This window comes from Halomonas sp. hl-4, from assembly GCF_900215475.1.
Taxonomy (GTDB): domain Bacteria; phylum Pseudomonadota; class Gammaproteobacteria; order Pseudomonadales; family Halomonadaceae; genus Vreelandella.
In genome coordinates this window covers 80,770-101,153 of the sequence record NZ_LT907845.1, presented here as the reverse complement: position 1 = coordinate 101,153, position 20,384 = coordinate 80,770, and the positions used below count along the sequence as shown (strand labels likewise).

Genomic DNA, 20,384 nt, shown 5'->3' with positions numbered 1-20,384 from the left:
AATGTCAGCCAGGGCGCTTTTGACAACCAGTGATTTGGCACTACGAGGCGGCAAGCAAACGGGCTTTATGGTCATCCTGTTGGCGGCTTGCTATAGCTGATTCATCCTGGCTAAGCTGCTCCCATCCGGGATATTCAGCGTCCTCCCCATTGGCATGATTTCGGCCTGCATCAGTTACTTCCTCGACAACACTGAATTGGCCGGCATATTCACGCATCTGCAAGGCTTCCTGGGACAACACCTCTGCGCTCTGGGCCGCCTGATTGACTAAGCGCATGGTGTCTTGGGTCGTGGTATCGATTTGGGTAACCGCTTGATTGACCTCTTCAATGCCACGCCGCTGCTCCTCAGAAGCATGAGTAATTTGCGTCATCTGCGTGTTCACATTACTCGCTGCCTGCATAATCGCCCGCGTATGTTCACCGGCCTGCTGGGACAGAACGCTACCCTCCTGGACACTCGCACTCGATGCTTCAATGCGAGTTCGAATCTCGCTTGCGGCATTAGCACTGCGCGTTGCCAGTGCACGTACTTCACTGGCAACCACCGCGAACCCACGCCCGTGCTCACCGGCACGCGCCGCTTCAACCGATGCATTGAGTGCTAAAATATTGGTTTGGAAAGCAATACTCTCAATCATGCGAATAATGCTTTGAATCTCTTCGGAGTGACTATTTATCGCCTCCATAGTGGCGATAAACTGGCTAATCACCTCATCACCCTGCTGCGCTTTATGGGACACATCCGCCGTTGACTGACTAACATGCGCCGCGCTTTCAGCATTTTGATTCACCGTGGCGGTCAGTTGCTCCAAGCTCGCGGCCATTTGCTGCAAGGCCGAGACTTGAGTGTCGGTTTGGCTCGCCAACAGCTGGTTCTGTTCGGTCATCTCCTGACTATTGCTATATACCTGCTGGCTGCTCGCATTAAGCCGATTAACCGTGGCCGTCAGCGAGTGCTGCATCTTATCCAGCTCACTAAACAGCTGACCAATTTCGTTATTTGAGTGCGCTTTTACCGGCGCCGACAGGTCACCATTAGCAATGCGCTGGAAGTGCCCAGTGATTTTCTTCAACGGGCGAAGCACGTTTTTACGCACGCCCCATACCACTACCGCCACTACCAGCAACGCAGTACCTAGCGCCGCAATCACGCCCCAAAAAAGCAGCGACGAAACCTGCTCAAAGCGCGCGAACAGCACGTTACCACGCTGGGTTGAGGCTTCAAAAAATGCTTCGGTACTCTCCACAAACTGTTGACTACTATCATCCACCCGCGACTCGCCTGAGAAGAAACCGGAGATATCGCGCTCTTCCAGCATCATCATCTGAAGATTGAGATTATTGTTAACGAATGACTGAAAGTTCGATGCTAATTGATCCACCAACGCCTGCTGATTGGGCTCAAAATCACTCGCTGTAAATTGAGAGAAATTCTCAGAGGCCGAGTCCAGCAACCGCTGGGCTTCTTCTATCAAGGGGTCAGGCCGATCAAATGAAGGACTACGGATTAACTCCGCCGCACGGTTCATCTGAATACGCGAACGCAATAGCTGGGAGTAGGCGCTATCGAGGTTGCTAATTTGCGCCATGTCCCCTTCATGCAGCGACGTGAATGCCTCACGACCAAAATGGTTGGCGAACAGCCCCAGCGTGCCAATGACGAGAACTAAACCACTGAACGCAACCAGCACAAACGTCCAGCTTGCTTTGACGCTTAAGTTATTAATCCATTTCATCTCTACCCGCACCTTTTAGCTAAGTTTAATTATACTTATGGAGGGGTAGCCAAAGCTGAAGGCGCCGGCGAATCTCTAATAACGCCTGCTCATAAGCATCTGCCTTGCCAATCAGGCGAGGATCTCGAATATCCCAGAACAGCACATCGCCCGCCTTTCCTTGCCAATCGCGGCAGGCTTGCTGGGCCTTATCACACAGCACAATGACAAAGTCGAAGGTCTCGCTTTCAAATACATCCAACGGCTTACTGCGTAAGCCTTCGGTAGGAAGCCCATGCTTGTGTAACGCCTCAAGTGTCAACGCATGGGGCTCATCGGGTTCAGAACCGGCACTAAAGGCTTCAAAACGATCATCTGCCAAATGGCGAAGCAGCGCCTCCCCCATCAGAGACCGTGCAGAGTTAGCATTGCAAAGGAACAACACGCGGCGCTTCGCCATAAATAAACAGCCTCTTATGTAGTTAGTGGCTGTTACTCTACGCCGGGTTCATGACGGCAATATTTCATGCATGGCGCGGCACTAGAAATATACGGAAAACCATATATTATGGAAAACAATGCGCGTTGCAGCAGCACGCTCCCAACGGATGCATTCACGCGCCCTTCGATCAAGGAGTTCTATATGTCATCGCTGCAGGATAAAGCGTCGCCCTCCACCGCCGACGGCATGGGCCTTTTCGAGCGCTATCTCTCGCTGTGGGTCGCCTTTGCCATTGTCGCGGGTATCTTGCTCGGGCAACTCGCCCCGGCAGTACCGCAGGCCCTGTCACGCTTTGAGGTGGCCCAGGTCTCTATCCCTATCGCGGTACTCATCTGGGCCATGATTTTCCCCATGATGGCGCAAATTGACTTCACCGCCATTGCGGGAGTCCGCCGCCAGCCCAAAGGGCTGACCATCACCACGGCCGTCAATTGGCTGATCAAGCCCTTCTCCATGTTTGCCATTGCCTGGCTGTTTTTTATGGTGATTTTTCGCCCCTTTATTCCTCACGAACTAGCCAGCGAATATCTAGCGGGCGCGATCCTGCTAGGCGCCGCCCCCTGCACCGCCATGGTATTTGTATGGAGCTACCTGACACGTGGTGACGCGGCTTATACGCTGGTACAAGTCGCTCTCAATGATCTGATCATGCTGTTCGCCTTCGCTCCTATCGTGGTCTTTCTTCTGGGCATCTCCAACATTCAGGTGCCCTGGGACACCGTCGCGCTATCGGTCTTGCTGTATATCGTGATTCCCCTGGCGGCAGGCTACGTCACGCGGCAAAGCTTGATCAAAAAACACGGCGCCGAGTGGTACGACAATGTCTTTATGAAGCGCGTCGGCCCGATCACCCCGATCGGCCTGATCATTACCCTGGTGCTGCTGTTTGCCTTCCAGGGCGAGGTGATTCTGAACAACCCGCTGCATATTGTCTTGATCGCGATACCGCTGATTATTCAGACCTTCTTTATCTTCTTCATCGCTTACGGCTGGGCGAAAGCCTGGCGAGTCCCTCATAACATCGCCGCACCCGGGGCGATGATTGGCGCGAGCAACTTTTTTGAACTCGCGGTCGCGGCCGCCATTGCGCTATTCGGCATGCAGTCTGGCGCGGCACTGGCCACGGTGGTGGGTGTATTGGTCGAAGTACCGCTTATGCTTGCGCTGGTGAGAATTGCCAATAACACGCGAAATCAGTTCCATGTAGGATGAGTTTCATGGACGTGCTAGATAGCTGCCTAGTGGCAGTGCCAACGCCATCAATGCACTGGAAGCCACCAAGGCCGCCGATACCCAAAGGCAAGCACTTAGCCCGTATGCCATATACAGCCAGCCTGACAGCAGCGTGCCAATTAAACGCCCCATGGCATTGGCCATATAGTAAAAGCCGACGTCCATGGAAACGCCATCGGCGCGGGCATAATGCACAATCAGGTAGCTGTGCCAGCTGGAATTGATCGCGAACAGGACACCAAAGGCGAGCAGGCCGACGACCAGCCATTCAACCTCTGCCAGGGGTAGCAACGCCAGCAGGATCGCGAGCCCCGCCAGCGTCGCTGCCCAGCCTGCGGTAAGCGAGCGCGCATCGCCTTTGATCAGCCGGGTTAGCTTGGGCGCCTGGGTTTGCACTCCGCCGTAGCCTATGATCCATACCGCCAGCAAGCCGCCCACCGTCCAGTGTGACCAGCCATGTTGATCGTATAAAAACACCGGCAGCGCCACGACGAACCACACGTCGCGGGAGGCAAACAGGCAAAATCGTGCCGCGGACAGCACGTTGATGGCGCGCGATTTGGAGAAAATCTCGGAAAACTTAGGTTTTACCTTTTGGCGCCCCAGGTCCGCCTTCAGTCGCCATAGCGAAAGCGCCAGCACACCCCCCAGCATGACCGCCATCACCAATACCGCCGCCTGAAAACCAATCAAGGTCAACAGCAGACCACCGACAAAGAAGCCCAGCCCTTTCAGGGCGTTCTTGGAACCGGTTAGCATCGCCACCCATCGGTAAAGCGCGCTATTGGCGTTGGCGCTATCGCTGGGCACGAGCACCTTGACGGCACTCTTGGCGCTCATCTTGTTGAGATCTTTGGCGATGCCCGATAACGCCTGGGCGGCCATCACCCAGGCAACGGTCAGTAGGCTCGCAGGTACCATCAGCATGGCAAGGGCAATGATCTGCAGCCCCAGGCCCACATTCATCGTGCGGTTGAGTCCCAGCCGAGCACCCAGCCAGCCGCCTACCAGGTTGGTCACCACGCCAAAGGCTTCGTAAAACAAAAACAGCATGGCTATTTCAAACGGCGAATAGCCCAGCTGATGAAAGTGCATCACCACCAGCATGCGCAAAGCGCCGTCAGTAATCGTGAACGCCCAGTAGTTGCCGGTGATCAGCATGTACTGGCGCACCTCGAAAGGGAGCGCCTTTACGCGCGCAAGCAGTGAATCAGCCACGCTCCACCTGCTCGCCACCTACCTTCAGGGCCAGCTCGGCCGTGCGGTTGGCGTAGCCCCACTCGTTGTCGTACCAAGCGTAGAGTTTGAGCTGTGTACCGTTGATCACCATGGTGGAAAGCGCATCGATAATCGAGCTGCGCGGGTCGGTACGGTAATCGATCGACACCAGCGGGCGTTCCTCATAGCCCAGAATGCCCGCAAGAGCACCATCGGCGGCATGCTTCAATGCCTGATTGACTTCCTCGACGGTGACCTCGCGCTCAAGCTCGAAGACCATATCGGTGAGCGAGGCGTTGGCCAGCGGCACGCGAATCGCGTGGCCGTTCAGCTTGCCTTCCAGCTCGGGAAATATCGCGGTGATGGCTTTTGCCGAACCGGTGGTGGTGGGAATCAGGCTCATGCCGCAGGCGCGCGCCCGGCGCAGGTCCTTGTGTGGCGCGTCCAGAATGGTTTGCGTGTTGGTGATATCGTGCACCGTGGTCATGGAACCATGCCGGATACCGAAGGTTTCCTGAATGACTTTAACCACCGGCGCCAGACAGTTGGTCGTACAGCTGGCGGCGGTTACGATTTTGTGCAGCTCAGGATCATACAGATGATCGTTCACGCCGACGACCACGTTTAGCACCCCCTCTTCTTTCACCGGAGCACTAACCACTACGCGCTGAACACCTTGGTCAAAATACGCCTGAAGTTTAGCGCTGGTTTTCATTTTGCCCGAACACTCAATAACCACGTCACAACCCGACCAATCGCTATCCATAATCTCCTTGTTGGCACTAAACGCGATGGCATCGCCGTCGATCAACACGGCATCTTGACTCGCAGAAATCCCTCCACCCGGTGACCAATGCCCATGAACGGAATCAAACTCGAGCAAGTGTGCGAAGGTCGCGGCGTCACCGCCTGGATCATTAATGCGCGCCACCTCAGCCTCACCTGCTTCTACCTGCGCCCATAAACTCCGCACTGCCAATCGACCAATGCGACCGAAACCGTTTATACCAATACGCAGTGTCATGGGGGTCTCCTAAGTAATCTGGTGCATGAAAACAAAATAATCATATGCGTTAAAACATATATGAATAGCCAAAAAAACACTGCCTACTACTACCGTCCAGGCCCACCACCGCGATGGTGAGCCTGGTTGGCTAGCAGTATTTAGCCGTACCGGCCTGAGATATAGTCTTCGGTTTTCTTTTTTGCCGGGGTTGAGAACATCACTTTCGTATCGTTATACTCAATGATTTCCCCCAGGTGGAAAAACGCCGTGTAATCAGCCACGCGGGCCGCCTGCTGCATATTGTGCGTTACCGTGACGATGGTAAATTTCTCTTTCAAGCGATCCATTAAGTCTTCAATGGTTGCCGTAGAAATCGGATCAAGTGCCGATGTGGGCTCATCCATTAGGATCACATCAGGCTGCACGGCAATCGCCCGAGCAATACACAAACGCTGTTGCTGACCACCGGATAGTGACGTGCCCGGCTCTTGCAGCTTATCTTTTACTTCGTTCCAAAGGCCCGCGTCGCGCAACGCCTGCTCTACCAGTTCATCCTGGTCGGCCTTACGACTCACCATATCGTGCATACGGGGCGCGTAAGCAACGTTTTCAAAAATCGATTTGGGAAACGGATTGGGTTTCTGGAAGACCATCCCTACGCGACGACGCAGCGCTACTTCGTCCATCTTTGCAGTATTTACGTCATGGCCGTCCATCTCTACCAGTCCTTCTGTACGAACGCCAGGAATCAGGTCGTTCATACGATTTAAACAGCGTAGAAATGTCGACTTGCCGCAGCCGGAAGGCCCGATTAGGGCCGTCACGTTTTTCTGAAACAGGTCGATATTCAAACCGTTCAATGCTTGGTTTTTACCGTACCAGAGGTTTAAGTCGCGCACCCGAATGCTCAGATCGTGACAGGCTTTTTCATTGCGCGTGTACGGCTGGCCTACATTCGGGATGTTTTGTTCAGTCGCTACAGGTGCTTGGCTATTCATAACGGTATCCTATATGACGCGCTGGCTTACCAGCGACGTTCAAATTTCTTTCGCAGTAACACGGCAAAGGCGTTTAACGAGATCAACACGGCAAGGAGGACTAAAATGCCGCCCGCCGTTTTTTCGACAAACGCATGTTCTGGCTCGCCGGACCAAGTGAATATTTGCGCAGGCATGACCGTTGCCGCCTCGGTAAACGATGCTCCAACATCGGGAATAAAGGCAACCATGCCGACAATGATCAGCGGGGCCGTTTCGCCCATCGCCTGAGCAAGACCAATGATCGAACCCGTCATGATGCCCGGCATAGCCAACGGCAGTACGTGGTCACGCACTACCTGCCACCGCGAGCAGCCGACACCGAAAGCAGCGTGACGTATCGAGTCCGGCACGCTCCGCAGTGCTGCGCGGGTCGAGATAATAATCACCGGCAATGTCATCAACGCCAGGGTCATACCACCGGCAAGTGGCGATGAACGGGGTACGCCAAAGAAATTAATAAAAATCGCCAGGCCCAACAAACCAAACAAAATCGATGGGATGGCGGCGAGATTATTAATGTTGATTTCAATCGCCTGGGTCAAACGGTTATCCGGGGCAAACTCTTCCAGGTAAATCGCCGTCATCACACCAATCGGGAATGAGATCGCAAGGGTCACGATCATCGTCATGACAGTGCCCACTACAGCAGCCAAGATGCCCGAACGTTCGGAGGTTTTGGAATCGCCCTGGCTGAAGAAGGTGCGGTTGAACGCAAGCTCCACCTGGCCGGACTCTACCCGTTCGTCAATCGCCTCACGCTCCTCTTCGGTAAGCTTGTTGCGATTGCCTTTCAGGTATTGATCGACCTCACCATTGACCAACAACCACTTCTGTTCGGAGGTGCCAATCAAGTCTTCGTCGTTGCGGATTTCCTTGGGTATTTCACGAATTTCAGTACGGCTGACGATAGGCACTAAATCTTCCGCAATGGCCTGACGGGCGTCGGTGGCAGCCTCCTCGGTGTAAGTCACTTCGGTGTTGATATACGCCTGCTGAAACGCGGGCAACCCCTTGTTCAGCATGTCGGCAAAGAACAGTACTAGAAATAGCCCAGCAAGGCCTAGCGCGCCCATGGAAATCCACTTTAAGCGTGCGGACTTGCGGTGACGCCGCCTGAGCTGCTGGCTGATGTCATCAAAAGAGTGGCTCATCGAATCAGTTCCTCGGCGTTACAGATTGTTCACGCGGTATTTTTCACGGAATCGGCGGATCATCAGCACCGAGACCAGATTAAGCGTCAGCGTTACCGCAAACAGCACCAAGCCAAGCGCGAAAGCCGACAACGTTTCGGCACTTTCAAACTCTTGGTCACCGGTAAGCGCCGCGACAATGCGCACTGTCACGGTCGTCATGTCCTCTAACGGATTAGCGGTAAGATTGGGGCGCATACCGGCGGCCATGACCACAATCATGGTTTCTCCCAGCGCCCGAGACATCCCTAATAGCGCGGCTGAGATGATGCCCGGTAGCGCAGCGGGAATCACTACGTCGCGAATGGTTTCGCCTTTGGTCATGCCAAGCGCCAGCGACCCTTGGCGCATGGTATCGGGTACTGAATTGATCACATCGTCGGAAAGCGAGGAAATAAACGGAATGATCATGATACCCATCACAACACCCGGGGCTACCGCATTGTTGTAGGACGCTTCAAGACCGAAAAAACCGGCAACATTAACGATGATAGGCGCCACGGTAATCGCCGCGAAAAAGCCGTACACCACGGTGGGAATACCGGCGAGAATCTCGAGTATCGGTTTCGCTACAGTGCGTACTTTCTGTGGTGCATACTCGGACATATAAATTGCCGACAGCAGCCCGACAGGCACCGCAACAAACAGCGCAATCGCGGTGATCATAAAGGTGCCGGCAAATAGCGGTACCGAGCCAAATTGCGCACCTTCCCCATCGCCGCGACCAGCAGAGGCCAAGAAACTGTCCCCGGGGCTCCAGGTGGTACCGGTGATAAACTCCCAGAAGCTGTGCATCTGGAAAAAACTCACCGCCTCGGAAATGATCGAAAATAAAATGCCGAAAGTGGTAAAGATCGAAATCAACGCTGCCGAGGCCAGCGCCATTCGAATCACCCGCTCAATCGCCTGACGGGCATGGAAGTTAGGCCGCACCTGCGCCAAGCCAACCACAAGCCCTGCTGCGGCCACCACCAGGCTCGCGGCCAAGAGGTAAAAAGTGGGGATATCCGCCCCTAACAGCAGCATCACGAAAGCACCTACTGCACCCACCAATATTGCCGGACCTGCCGTAGAAAGCACGGCAAACCAAGCATACTGATCGGGCTGGGCAAACATGCTGCCACCAGCGCTGCGCACGCGTGCAGCTTTGGCGCGGCCCACATAAAAGGCCAACAGCCCAAGCAGCAATAACGCACTGCAGAAAATCAAAACAAGCTGGTTGGTCTGCATTTGATCTCTCTCGCATTACCTAATGAAATCGGGTTTGGAAGTACTTTGCATCAGAAACATTACAGCTATGTGACAAGCACCAAATCAAAAAGCCGGTGTGGCAACGACAATCACAAAGCAAAAGGCCGACAGCTTACGCTGTCGGCCATCATCTAAATATCAACCAGTATCTCTGTTATTCCAGATCAGAGAGTTCCAACTGTGTGCGGTCAGCCATCTTCTGGCGCCACTCTTCACGCTCTTCTTCCGGCAGCACGATCAGGCCGATATCCTTCAGGTAGCCATCTTCGCCAATCATCTGCTCTTCCATGAACATTTCGGTGTAATCGTACATAGGCGGCACTTCGTCAGCGTGCTGGTTCTTCACATAGAACCACAGTGAACGTGCAACCGGGTAGTCGCCAGCGCTGATGGCTTCTGGCTCAGGCTCGACGCCCTCAATGCTCGCTGCGTTCAAGGTGTCAGTATTTTCCGCCAGGAAGGAATAGCCGAAGATACCGAAAGCACCGGTGTCTTCCTGCAGGCGCTGAACAATCAGGTTGTCGTTTTCACCGGCATCGATGTAAGCGCCGTCGTCACGAATATCGGAGTAAGCTTCTTCGTATTCGTCCATCTCGCTTGAAGCAGCTTCCATGACCAGCTCTTCAAAGGCATCGCGGGTACCCGAAGTAGTGGGCGGTCCGTAGATGGAGATTTCACGATCCGGTAAATCGGAATCGATGTCGCTCCAGTTTTCGTAGGGGTTATCGACCAGTTCGCCGTCTTCAGGCACCTGGGCGGCTACCGCCAGGAAGATCTGTTCGAGGGTCAGATCAAGCTCGTCATTTTCGTTAGACTGACCCATTACGATACCGTCAGAGCCGATCTTGGCTTCAGTGATATCGTTAACGCCGTTTTCTTCACAACGCTCGAACTCAGAGGGCTTCATACGACGCGATGCGTTGGTAATGTCTGGGGTGCCGTCGCCAATGCCGTTACAGAACAGACGCAAACCGCCGCCTGACCCCGTAGACTCAATTACCGGCGTTGGATAATCGCTTACCGCACCGAATTCTTCGGTTACGTAGCTGGCAAACGGATAAACCGTGCTGGAACCGACAATGCGGATTTGGTCACGCGCTTGTGCAACACCAGCAACGCTCATTACTGCAGCTGCGATGACGGTGGTTTTAAGAATACGGTTCATGCGAATTACTCCTGTTGGTATAAGGTATCTGGCCTTCGCAGGAGTTACTTTGCATCGCTTCAATGACAACTTCATGACAAGCAAAGTCATGCAATAATTTTTTTGGTTTTTTTAGCACGTCTCGCATAAAGCTAAAGGCATTACAGCAATAGCCCTACCGCTGCCAAGGTACACAGGGACAGCGACGCCGCCTGCAACCATTGCCTGTCGATACGGTGCGCGACGACATCCGCCAGTGCATTCCCCAGCAGCACGGCAGGCAAAAGGGTCGCCGCCACACCCAGTTGCCATAGCCCCACCCGCCCGGCCAACGCCAGCGTGACAAGCGTCAACAATGACGTGATAATAAAGAAAGCGGCTAAATTACCCCGCAGACGATCAGGTGCAAAGCCGTGCATCAGTAATACCATCGGCGGCCCGCCAATGGCGGCAACAGTACCGAAAATACCCGATAGCACCCCAGCGCCAAATAGCGACACGCGATTTACCGGCAACCGTACGCGGCATAGCGTGACGAGCACTGCAAACAGCACAATCGCGGCAATTAACTTTTCCAACACCGCCATGGGGGCCGCTACCAACAGCCACAGCCCCAGCGCATTGCCGGGCAAACGCCCCACCAACGCCATGCCCATTGCCCCCAAGCGGACCTCGTGCCAATAGGCACGCACCATCATCAGTGAAACGGTGAGCCCAAACAGCACCAACACCACAGGCACCAGACGCGGCTCTATCATCAGCAATAGTGGCGCACCGATAACCGCCAAGCCAAAACCGGTGGCACGCTGCACAAAGGCGCCCAGCGCTAAGATCAGTGCACACCCCGTCCAAGTGGTAAGCGGCATGTCCAACCATGTGAAGGCGGCATCTATCATGCGGTAGGCGCGTCCTTCGCTGCGGGCGTTAATAAGCGCACCCCGACATTACCCAATAGGGCTACCGCTAACATGGTCAGCACCATCGGCCAAAGGTGTTCGACTTCAAAAAAGCCCACTATGGCACCCGCCAGCGCGCCACAGCTAAATTGAATCCCGCCTAACAGGGCGGTTGCCGTCGCACTGATATGACCAAAATGATCAAGCAGAGAAGAAATGGCGTTAGGCGTAATCAAACCGATCATGCCGGTAAATAGCATAATCAGCGGCACGACCACTGCTAGAGAGGCGATATTGAGCGCCGTAGCAGCGACTAAACCCAGAGCGGCTACTAGCTGCACGGCCAGGCCAAAGCGTAAATTCTGCTGGGGAGTGCGTTTACGCAATAAATAAATATTCACCCGGTTTGAAAAAGCGATCATCACCACGTTGACGCCGAAGACAAAGGGATATACCCCTGGGCTTAGCGAAAAGTAATCGAGGTAGAGGAAAGGCGAGGCCGTCACAAACGCAAACAGGCCAGCGAATGAAGCGGCCACTGCGCAGATATACCCCATCCCCTCGCGGTGTCGCAACACACTGGCATAGTTGCGAATCACCTGACGTGGCGACGCGGCTGGCAACGACATGTCGCGGGTTTCGGGCAAACGTGAGCCCAACAACCAGAGGAGAAATCCGGCATAAACGGCGAGAAACACAAAAATTAACCACCAGTCAGCCAAATGCAACAGCAGGCTCCCCACTGCCGGTGCAACCAAAGGCGCAAGCATCATAATCATAGCCATGGTCGACATGACTTTCGCTGCTTCTCGACCACTGAAACAATCACGCACTATGGCAGCCGAATTGACCACGCACGCGCCTCCTCCCAAGGCTTGAACAAATCGCCAAATAAGCAGCGAAGGAAGGCTATCAGCCGTCGTGATCATCAAGCTGGCGCATAAGAACACCACCAGACCACTCATCAGCACCGGTTTGCGTCCTAGTCGGTCGGACAAAGGCCCAAAACACAGCTGTCCCAATGCAAAACCGAACAAGAAGATACTAATTGATAGCTCAGTGCGGTGGATACTGGCATTAACCGTTTCGGCAATGGCGCCCATTGCGGGCAAATAGGCATCAATCGCAAAAGGGGCCAAAGCGGTATTAGCAGCCACCAGAATGGCGACGCGACGGGGATTCAGTTCCATGTCTCTCCTTAAGGTGGCCACAGTTACACCAGCAGCATAAAAGGTAGGCGGCTAATTATATGCCTTTTACGCTGAGTTGTCGGCCATGGCGACTTGCAAACCGTCAAAGAGCTAATAAAACTCTGACAATAGGAGAGATAAATAGCGACTAAAACAAACGCGGGGAGCCGTTAATGATGGGCCGCCTCTTGCGATTCAAGCATGTCCACCAGCGGCTGAAACTGCTCGCGGTTATGCTCGTTCATATGCATTAAAATGCGGTGGGCTTCTAAAATCCGCTCGCGCAGGCCTTGCTCATCTGCCGGCACTTCGGGCAGTTCTTTCAAGGCACGATTCAGTCCTGCCGTCGGCTGGAGTGGCGCCTCCATGAGGGTAAAAAAACGTGCAAACCCCATGACGTCAAGCATTTGGCGTACATCTTGGTTATCCACGATTATCGTAGGCGGTTGTTCCAAACGCCCTTTAACCGCCATGGCCACTTTGGCGAGAAAACCGAGCGCCGTTGAGTCGACATTCGTCGCCTCACGCAGGTCGATCATCACCGCCCGCAAGCCCGGCGTTTCGGCCAAGCGCTGGGCCTGGGTATCCAAGGTGGCGCAAAGTGTTAAGCGTACGTCGCCACACAATTTTAAAACAAAAACACCAGAGTCGAACGCCGCTTTTAAGCGGCCTTCTTCAATCAGCATGACCAAATCCGCTCACCATCATGATTGTCAGGTCGTCGGGCAAAGCATCGCGATCGGAGCTGGCCTCATCCTCAGCGCGCTGTTTACTTAACAGTGCGTTGTTGTTGGTCAACCGATCACAAAGCTGTTCAAGCGTGACACTCACGCTTATAAGTTGCTCAAGTTCCCTGAGCCGCGTGTCGAGCGAATCACCCGGCAAGCACTCCAATACGCCGTCTGAGCACAGCCACAGCCGAAATTCAGTGGGTAATTCACAACTGAGTACGGGGTACTCTACATCGGGAAATAACCCCACCGGCATGCCCTCGCCTGGCAACCTTGTCAGTTGGTCACCCGAGACTAATAGCGGCATCGGCAGCTGTGCTCCGAGCGAATAGTGCAGAGTATGCGCTTCATGGTCAATAACGCCAACAAATAACGTGGCGTGTTTGCCTATATCGGTTCCCTGTAACTCACGGTTCATTGCAGCTAACCATTGCTGGGGAAGCTGATCGGGCGAAGTACCGTCCCATTCTCCAAGCCAGCGGTTACAAAGATATTTTAACAAAACAGTAACGAAGGCCGAGGAGGCACCGTGGCCTGAGACATCAGCAAAATAGAAGGCGCTGTAACGCGCATTGTAGCGTTGATAATCGAGAAAATCCCCCGACAAGTAAAGCGAAGGCGCAAACCAGTAATCATAGTAAACCCCATTGATGACTTTGGGGTGCGCCGGTAACAATCTCCGCTGGATATGCCCCCCGCTTTGTTGGTCCATGCGCAGCAATGCAAGATGAGTCTCTAAACTCTCGTTGAGCTCGGCTAAGCGCTCATGGTCGCGGGCACGGGCTTTTTCAAGCGCATCCAGTTCGATCGCCTTGCGAATCATACGCCTCAGTAATTCAGCATGACGCAAGGGATGAACAATGTAATCGACCAGCCCTACGTCCACGGCTTTGATCAAATCGGCATCCTGGCGCGAGTCACTCACTACCACCGTGGGTAGCCGATGAGTTAGTTGCGACCACTGCTGGCGGGGAACCGACCTGGCGTGAGCCACGATCAATGCCGTGTCCGCCGGCAAATGCTCGATATTGTCCGCTGCATATACCCACATACCATCGCAGGTAATCGCCTCGGCCAGAGCATCACGCTCTTGCCCAGGCTCATCGATCACCGCAATCAGCTGCTTATGCGCCATGGCAAGCCTCAGTCGGCGAAGTCGGCATCATCGTATTCAAAATCGTCTGTTGCAAAGGGATCATCGCCTAGCTCACCGTCACTAATTTCAAACTGACGACTCTGAAGATAGGCATCACGGATAAACCGATAGCGGTCCCCCTGGATCATATCTTCCTGATCCAACAGGCCTGCACGAGTATCGACGATATTAAGCGCCGTCAGACCCGCCCGCACCGCATCGTCTTCTACGTACGTCACTGGATAAGCCGCCATATCGGCGGGCATTCCCGACGTATCACGCAGCGTACTCGGCCCCAATAGCGGTAACATTAGATAGCGAGAGTCTTCCCATCCCCAAATCGCCAACGTTTGGCCAAAGTCTTCTTGATCGGCGTCAACGTTCATATGCGAGGCCATATCAAATAGCCCCCCCAGCCCCATGGTTGTATTGACTAAAAACCGCGAGGTTGAACGTCCGGCATTGGCTGGCTTGCCCTGGAGCAAGCTGTTTACCGTAGTGCGAAGCTCACCCAAATTGCTGAAGAAATTGCCCACACCCAGCTGTAGTGGCTCAGGCGTAATGGTGCGGTATCCCGTCGCTACTGGCTTCAGTGCATAACGATCGAGCACATCGTTAAACACGAACACCTTACGGTTGAAGCCTTCCCAAGGATCGTCCGGATGTGGCTCCTGTGATGTTTGCGAACCAGTGCTTGCACAGCCGCTAAGCGCTAACGCCACCACAAAAGCGAGCCCCCCAGCAGTGCAATTCTTAAAGAGGCATGTCCCTATACTAGGCATACTGCATTCCTCGTTTATGCATTTTGATTTTTTGCAGGCGGTTATTGACGCCTGACGATCACACTGCCTGCGCTGTAGCCTGCACCGAATGAGCAAATAACGCCAATGTCTCCTGACGCCAGCGACTCACGGTGCAAATGAAACGCAATAATAGACCCCGCCGAACTCGTATTCGCATAGCGGTCAAGAATAATCGGAGCCTGCGCTTCGCTAGGGTCATACCCCAACACTTTACGGGCAATCAGATCATTCATATGACGGTTTGCCTGATGCAGCCACAAGCGCTTCACATCGCTCCCCTGTAATTCTAACGATGCCAAATGCTGGGTAATCAGGGAGGCCACCATAGGGCACACCTCGCGGAAAACACGACGACCTTCCTGTACAAACAATTTATCCACCGCCAGCGGATCGCTATCGGTCACACGGTTCAAAAATCCTGCGTTGTTTCGAATCGCGTTGGAAAAAGTGGTTGCTAATCGGGTACCCAGTATCTCGTAGGCCTCGTCAGCGGTCGCACAGGCTGCACTTTCCAGCACCACTGCAGTACATGCATCGCCAAAAATAAAGTGGCTGTCGCGGTCGGTAAAGTTAAGGTGTGCCGAGCATATCTCAGGATTAACCACTAGCGCACGTTTAACGCTACCCGAGGCGATGGCGTTGGCGGCGGTTTCGATCGCAAATGTGGCCGAACTACAGGCCACATTCATATCAAAACCATAGCCCCCTGCGCCTAGCGCGTGCTGAAGTTCAACCGCAACGGCTGGATAAGCTCGTTCTAAATTAGAGCAAGCGACGATTACCAGTTCAATATCGCGAGCGTCCACTTGGGCGCGCTCCAATGCATCACGCGCAGCACTTAATGCCATACTGCACTGGATCGACGGCTCATCATTTTCGCGTTGGGGCAATTTGGGCCGCATGCGCGTCGGATCAAGAATTCCGTCAGCGTTTAACACATAGCGACTTTTGATACCTGACGCTTTTTCAATAAACTCACTGCTTGAGTGAGCAAGCGGTTCACGCTGGCCCTGCTCAATCGCATCGGCATGACGGGCGTTCTCTTGGTCCACCCAGGCGTTGAATGCGGCAACTAACGACGCATTATCAATGGCGTGTTCCGGTGTATAGAGTCCCGTGCCGGTAATCACCACATGTGTCATGCAAATCTCCTTGTTCGGCTGCTTGCGCCAGAAAGCTAATAAAGCCCGCCGATACCATTACTGTGTGCGTTTAAAGCGCTTTTTTCCAGCCTGCGTCTAAACGTTAATTATCTCTTGCCAGCGTTTTTCCAACCGTTTTACCGAAACAGGCATCCGCGTGCCAAGTTGCTGGGCAAATAACGACACGCGCAGCTCCTGCAGCCACCAGCCAAATTCGACCAGCGATGGGTCCTCAACGCGTCCGCGACGTTCGTTGTCGCGACGGGTATCGAATTTTTCCTCCATCGCCTGGACGTCTTGCATGAGCATTTGATCGCGGCCCCGCTCTCGAGCCGCTTTTTCCAACCGAATCAACGCCGCCTCGGTATAACGCGGGTATTCAGTTAGCCACTCTCCTGCCTGGGTGATAAATCCTGGATATACAAGGCGCTGCATTTGCGCTTTCACATCGCTATACACCAGCGCCAACGCGAAATTGAGCTTGCCTTTTAATACCTTGCTGACCGCCAAGTGGCCTTTCAGGGCAGTTGCTACCTGATCCAGCAACTGCTCGGCATGGGGTACAAGATCGCCTTTAACCGCTGTCAGTCGGTCGTTCAGTGCGGCTGCCGAGCGCGGCAAAGGCGCTTGTGCCGCCGTTTGGGTAAACACTGCCACTAACACATCATCAATTAACGCCTGCTTACTACCCACGTTGGCAAACAGCAACGCGCATTTCTCCAACGCGGGCAGTGCCTTGATTGTTTTGACCTGGGCGGGGCATTGCTGCATCGCTAAACGCGCCACACCCATTTGATGAGCCGCCTGGGCTTTTGCTGCATGATCAAACAGCATCACCTTGAAGGCATTACCCTCGTTGATTAGCGCTGGATAAGCCTCTACCCGTATGCCTGCCTGTGTAGTCACGCGGGAATCCGGCAAAGGCTCATCGGGTAGGCCCGATAAGTCAGGTGCTTCGCTTACCTGAGCGGCAAGCGCTTGAGCCCCCGCTTTGGCCGCCGCTTCAAACTGCGCCTCCAGAGCACGCAGCGAGCGGCCCTGCCCCAACGTCTTACCGGCATGATCGACAACCCGGATGTTCATCACCAAATGATCAGGCAGCGTATCGAGGCGCCAATCATCGGGGTGCACACGCGTTCCCGTGCGCTGACGAATAAATTCGCCCAATGCCTCGGTCAACGGCCGCTGGTCAGGCACCAGCGTTTCCAACGCCGCGTCGACCCAGTCGGGAATCGGTACTACCTGGCGGCGTATGCTCTTGGGCAAGGCTTTCATCAAGGCAATACATTTTTCCCGCAGCAAACCCGGTACCAACCATTCCAGGGCGTATTCAGGCAATTGCGGCAGCATCGCCGCGGGGACGGTCAGCGTCACGCCGTCGTCCTCTGCCTCGGGGTCAAAATGATAGCTCAACGGGTAGGCAACCCCTGCCAGGGTCAGGTGATCCGGGTACTGCGCCTGGGTAACGTCTTCGGCGTCGCGGGCCTTGAGCGCCTCGATATCAAACTTGAGTAGCGCCGGGTCTTGCTGCTCGGCCTGCTTGCGCCAGTGCTCAAACCCTTTGCCGTTGACAATGTCGCTGGGAAGCCGTTCGTCGTAAAACGCAAATAAACTGTCTTCGTCGACCAGGATATCGCGCCGACGGGCACGATCTTCTAGTGATTCGACCTCTTCAATCAGCGCCCGATTGTGGGCAAAAAATTCCCCTTTGGTGTGAAACTCACCTTCTACCAGGCCACGACGAATAAACAGCTCACGCGACTCGACAGGGGCAATCGGGCCGTAATGTACGCGTCGCCGGGTGACGATAGGCAAACCAAACAGCGTCACCTGCTCAAACGCCACCACCTGGGCACGTTTCATCTCCCAATGGGGCTCGCTGTAACTGCGCTTGACGAGATGTGACGCCAGCGGCTCAATCCACTGCGGGTCAATCTTCGCTACGGTGCGGGCAAACAGCTTGGAGGTTTCCACCATTTCAAACGCCATCAACCATTTAGGCGTCTTTTTCGCCAGCCCCGAACCGGGGTGAATCATAAATTTACGATTACGCGCGCCCAAATACTCGCGATTCTCGAGCAGCGTGCCCAGGTTGGACAGCAACCCAGTCAGCAGGGCTTTGTGCAGAGCGCCGGAGGTTTTGCGCCGCGTCTGGCGAGCCTGTTCTTCACTTTCATCCTCAGTGGCGGGCTTGGGCGCCGGCACTTCGATGTCCATGTCGCGCAGCAGTTGACGTAGCTGACGAAACGTATCGTGCCACTCACGCACCCGTAGGTAATTGATGTAGCGGTCGCGACACCAGCGGCGCAGATGATTGCCCGACATCGCCTCACGGGCGTTATCGATACCGTGCCAAAGGTTTAAAAGGGCCACGAAATCGGAATCGGGATCGTGCCAGCGCTGATGGGCCTGATCGGCGGCTTGGCGTTTGTCCGCCGGGCGGTCACGGGGGTCTTGAATCGCCAGCGCGGAGACCACGACCAATACATCGCGCAAGCTGCCCTGTTCGTTACCCGCCAGCACCATACGCGCCAGCCGGGGGTCAATCGGCAACCGCGCGAGTTTGCGGCCAAGCGGTGTTAATCGCTGGCCTTCGTCGACAGCCCCAAGCTCAAAGAGAAGCCGGAAGCCGTCTTTGACAAAGCGGCTGTCGGGTGGGTCGACAAATGGAAAATCTTCAATATTACCCAGCTTAAGCGCCAGCATGGATAAAATGACTGAGGCAAGGTTGGTGCGCTGGATCTCGGGGTCGGTAAACGCCGGGCGCGCCAGGAAATCGTCCTCGTCGTATAAACGAATACATACGCCTTCAGCAATACGCCCGCAGCGTCCCTTACGCTGATTGGCGCTTGCCTGGCTCACCGGCTCCACCGGCAAGCGTTGGATTTTTGAGCGGTAGCTGTAACGGCTGATGCGTACCAGTCCCGGGTCGATCACATAGCGGATACCGGGGACGGTCAGCGACGTTTCGGCGACGTTGGTTGCCAGCACGATACGCCGCCCACGGTGCGGCGCGAACACCCTGTTTTGTTCGGCATTGGAAAGCCGCGCGTACAGCGGCAGTACTTCGCAGTCGCGCAAATCAGCACGGCGCAGCGTGTCCGCCGTTTCGCGGATTTCCCGCTCGCCGGGTAGGAATACCAGCACATCACGGGGGCCATGCTGCCAGCCTTTTTCACGCTCAAGCCCCTCAATCTCCTCCACGGCGTGGAGAATGCCCTCTTGCAGCGTACGATCCTCTTCGTCCTCGCCGTCGCGCACTAGCGGCCGATAATGCACCTCAACGGGATAGGCACGACCGGAGACTTCGACCGTCGGCGCAGGCCGCTGGGCACTGCCAAAGTGGGCGGCAAATCGCGCCACATCGATGGTTGCGGAGGTGATGATAATCGACAGATCCGGCCGCTTGGGCAACAGACGTTTCAGATAGCCCAGCAGGAAATCGATATTTAGGCTGCGCTCGTGGGCCTCGTCAATAATCAACGTGTCGTAGCGCAGCAGCAGCGGATCATGCTGGGTTTCGGCCAGCAAGATCCCATCGGTCATTAGCTTGACCAGGGTGTTCTCGTTGCTTTGGTCGGCAAAACGAACCTGATAGCCCACCTGCTCGCCCAGCGGCACCGTAAGTTCTTCGGCAAGCCGGCTAGCGACACTGCGCGCGGCAAGCCGTCGCGGCTGGGTGTGGCCAATCAGGCCACGCCGCCCACGACCTAGTTCCAAACACATTTTGGGTAATTGTGTGGTTTTCCCCGAGCCGGTTTCCCCCGCGACCACCACTACCTGATGATCGCGCAGCGCTGTAAGGATATCCTCGCGGCGCTCGACAACGGGTAATTCGGACGGATAATTCCAGTCAAACGACTGGTTCTGGCGCTTGAGAAGTAGCTGCTGGGCACGGACCATCTCGGGTTCCAGCTCGTTCAGACCACGACCAATCGGCTTGCCCTCATGCAGGCGACGCGACAGGCCTGATAAACGCCGTTCGAAACGCTGAGCATCCCGCCGCATCATGTTACCTGCGGCGGACGTTAGCGTCTTGAGGCGTTGTGCATCAGCGGCCGGTGCGAGTGGCGTGTCGTTGGTCACGATATGATCCAAATCCTATTGGTCCCTACAGGGTGGCACGTATAAAAAAATCTGCCCGCTCATCAGAACGGGCAGACCATTGTAACGCGTTCACTTATCA

16 protein-coding genes are annotated in these 20,384 nt (G+C 54.9%); 1 reads left to right on the top strand and 15 read right to left on the bottom strand.

The window, feature by feature from the left end:
* Positions 1-40: 40 nt before the first annotated feature.
* Positions 41-1,738, bottom strand: coding sequence for a methyl-accepting chemotaxis protein (locus CPH17_RS00605; protein ID WP_074395950.1), 1,698 nt, complete (start codon positions 1,736-1,738; stop codon positions 41-43).
* 25 nt (positions 1,739-1,763) lie between these two features.
* Positions 1,764-2,177 carry an arsenate reductase ArsC gene (locus CPH17_RS00600; RefSeq protein ID WP_074395949.1) on the bottom strand — a complete coding sequence of 138 codons (414 nt, stop codon included), beginning with the start codon at positions 2,175-2,177 and terminating at the stop codon, positions 1,764-1,766.
* Positions 2,178-2,360: 183 nt separating this feature from the next.
* Here CPH17_RS00600 and arsB point away from each other — a divergent pair, with 183 nt between their 5' ends.
* Entirely contained in the window at positions 2,361-3,431 is a 1,071-nt protein-coding gene (arsB, locus tag CPH17_RS00595; protein WP_074395948.1) for an ACR3 family arsenite efflux transporter, read from the top strand.
* A 3-nt stretch (positions 3,432-3,434) separates the two neighbouring features.
* On the opposite strand, the gene arsJ is transcribed toward arsB, so the two are convergent.
* The 13 genes from arsJ to hrpA form a co-directional block, all read right to left on the bottom strand.
* A complete protein-coding gene (arsJ, locus tag CPH17_RS00590; protein ID WP_074395947.1) occupies positions 3,435-4,670 on the bottom strand; it encodes an organoarsenical effux MFS transporter ArsJ in 1,236 nt (411 codons plus the stop codon).
* The gene (locus CPH17_RS00585) at positions 4,663-5,694 is read right to left on the bottom strand and encodes an ArsJ-associated glyceraldehyde-3-phosphate dehydrogenase (protein WP_074395946.1); all 1,032 of its coding nucleotides are present in this window, start codon (positions 5,692-5,694) and stop codon (positions 4,663-4,665) included. The genes arsJ and CPH17_RS00585 overlap by 8 nt, the downstream gene beginning before the upstream one ends.
* Positions 5,695-5,834: 140 nt before the next feature.
* Positions 5,835-6,674 carry a phosphate ABC transporter ATP-binding protein PstB gene (gene pstB, locus CPH17_RS00580; protein WP_074395945.1) on the bottom strand — a complete coding sequence of 280 codons (840 nt, stop codon included), beginning with the start codon at positions 6,672-6,674 and terminating at the stop codon, positions 5,835-5,837.
* A gap of 26 nt (positions 6,675-6,700) precedes the next feature.
* A complete protein-coding gene (gene pstA / locus CPH17_RS00575) occupies positions 6,701-7,867 on the bottom strand; it encodes a phosphate ABC transporter permease PstA (protein ID WP_074395944.1) in 1,167 nt (388 codons plus the stop codon).
* An 18-nt stretch (positions 7,868-7,885) separates the two neighbouring features.
* Positions 7,886-9,136 carry a phosphate ABC transporter permease subunit PstC gene (gene pstC / locus CPH17_RS00570; RefSeq protein WP_074395943.1) on the bottom strand — a complete coding sequence of 417 codons (1,251 nt, stop codon included), beginning with the start codon at positions 9,134-9,136 and terminating at the stop codon, positions 7,886-7,888.
* Between the two features lie 175 nt (positions 9,137-9,311).
* The gene (locus CPH17_RS00565; protein WP_074395942.1) at positions 9,312-10,322 is read right to left on the bottom strand and encodes a substrate-binding domain-containing protein; all 1,011 of its coding nucleotides are present in this window, start codon (positions 10,320-10,322) and stop codon (positions 9,312-9,314) included.
* Positions 10,323-10,462: 140 nt separating this feature from the next.
* Complete coding sequence (locus CPH17_RS00560; RefSeq protein WP_074395941.1) at positions 10,463-11,197, bottom strand: sulfite exporter TauE/SafE family protein; 735 nt, start codon at positions 11,195-11,197, stop codon at positions 10,463-10,465.
* Entirely contained in the window at positions 11,194-12,387 is a 1,194-nt protein-coding gene (locus tag CPH17_RS00555; RefSeq protein WP_074395940.1) for a multidrug effflux MFS transporter, read from the bottom strand. The genes CPH17_RS00560 and CPH17_RS00555 overlap by 4 nt, the downstream gene beginning before the upstream one ends.
* A gap of 170 nt (positions 12,388-12,557) precedes the next feature.
* Positions 12,558-13,073: an STAS domain-containing protein gene (locus tag CPH17_RS00550; protein ID WP_074395939.1), complete on the bottom strand. Its 516-nt coding sequence runs from the start codon at positions 13,071-13,073 to the stop codon at positions 12,558-12,560.
* Positions 13,063-14,253: a PP2C family protein-serine/threonine phosphatase gene (locus CPH17_RS00545; protein ID WP_096297813.1), complete on the bottom strand. Its 1,191-nt coding sequence runs from the start codon at positions 14,251-14,253 to the stop codon at positions 13,063-13,065. Before CPH17_RS00545 ends, CPH17_RS00550 begins: the two co-directional genes overlap by 11 nt.
* An 8-nt stretch (positions 14,254-14,261) precedes the next feature.
* On the bottom strand, positions 14,262-15,035 hold the full coding sequence (locus tag CPH17_RS00540; protein ID WP_082934211.1) for an MlaA family lipoprotein: 774 nt from the start codon (positions 15,033-15,035) through the stop codon (positions 14,262-14,264).
* A gap of 41 nt (positions 15,036-15,076) precedes the next feature.
* Entirely contained in the window at positions 15,077-16,198 is a 1,122-nt protein-coding gene (locus CPH17_RS00535) for a beta-ketoacyl-ACP synthase III (protein ID WP_096297811.1), read from the bottom strand.
* Between the two features lie 96 nt (positions 16,199-16,294).
* A complete protein-coding gene (hrpA, locus tag CPH17_RS00530; protein ID WP_082934319.1) occupies positions 16,295-20,206 on the bottom strand; it encodes an ATP-dependent RNA helicase HrpA in 3,912 nt (1,303 codons plus the stop codon).
* Positions 20,207-20,384: the final 178 nt, after the last annotated feature.

What these genes read in the sequence shown, in the direction of transcription:
- CPH17_RS00535 (WP_096297811.1), bottom strand. Translation starts at nt 16,198, where the DNA reads ATGACACATGTGGTGATTACCGGCACGGGACTCTATACACCGGAACAC.
- CPH17_RS00600 (WP_074395949.1), bottom strand. Translation starts at nt 2,177, where the DNA reads ATGGCGAAGCGCCGCGTGTTGTTCCTTTGCAATGCTAACTCTGCACGG.
- CPH17_RS00585 (WP_074395946.1), bottom strand. Translation starts at nt 5,694, where the DNA reads ATGACACTGCGTATTGGTATAAACGGTTTCGGTCGCATTGGTCGATTG.
- CPH17_RS00550 (WP_074395939.1), bottom strand. Translation starts at nt 13,073, where the DNA reads ATGCTGATTGAAGAAGGCCGCTTAAAAGCGGCGTTCGACTCTGGTGTT.
- CPH17_RS00555 (WP_074395940.1), bottom strand. Translation starts at nt 12,387, where the DNA reads ATGGAACTGAATCCCCGTCGCGTCGCCATTCTGGTGGCTGCTAATACC.
- CPH17_RS00540 (WP_082934211.1), bottom strand. Translation starts at nt 15,035, where the DNA reads ATGCCTAGTATAGGGACATGCCTCTTTAAGAATTGCACTGCTGGGGGG.
- CPH17_RS00560 (WP_074395941.1), bottom strand. Translation starts at nt 11,197, where the DNA reads ATGATAGATGCCGCCTTCACATGGTTGGACATGCCGCTTACCACTTGG.
- pstB (WP_074395945.1), bottom strand. Translation starts at nt 6,674, where the DNA reads ATGAATAGCCAAGCACCTGTAGCGACTGAACAAAACATCCCGAATGTA.
- CPH17_RS00545 (WP_096297813.1), bottom strand. Translation starts at nt 14,253, where the DNA reads ATGGCGCATAAGCAGCTGATTGCGGTGATCGATGAGCCTGGGCAAGAG.
- CPH17_RS00565 (WP_074395942.1), bottom strand. Translation starts at nt 10,322, where the DNA reads ATGAACCGTATTCTTAAAACCACCGTCATCGCAGCTGCAGTAATGAGC.
- pstC (WP_074395943.1), bottom strand. Translation starts at nt 9,136, where the DNA reads ATGCAGACCAACCAGCTTGTTTTGATTTTCTGCAGTGCGTTATTGCTG.
- pstA (WP_074395944.1), bottom strand. Translation starts at nt 7,867, where the DNA reads ATGAGCCACTCTTTTGATGACATCAGCCAGCAGCTCAGGCGGCGTCAC.
- CPH17_RS00605 (WP_074395950.1), bottom strand. Translation starts at nt 1,738, where the DNA reads ATGAAATGGATTAATAACTTAAGCGTCAAAGCAAGCTGGACGTTTGTG.
- arsB (WP_074395948.1), top strand. Translation starts at nt 2,361, where the DNA reads ATGTCATCGCTGCAGGATAAAGCGTCGCCCTCCACCGCCGACGGCATG.
- hrpA (WP_082934319.1), bottom strand. Translation starts at nt 20,206, where the DNA reads ATGCGGCGGGATGCTCAGCGTTTCGAACGGCGTTTATCAGGCCTGTCG.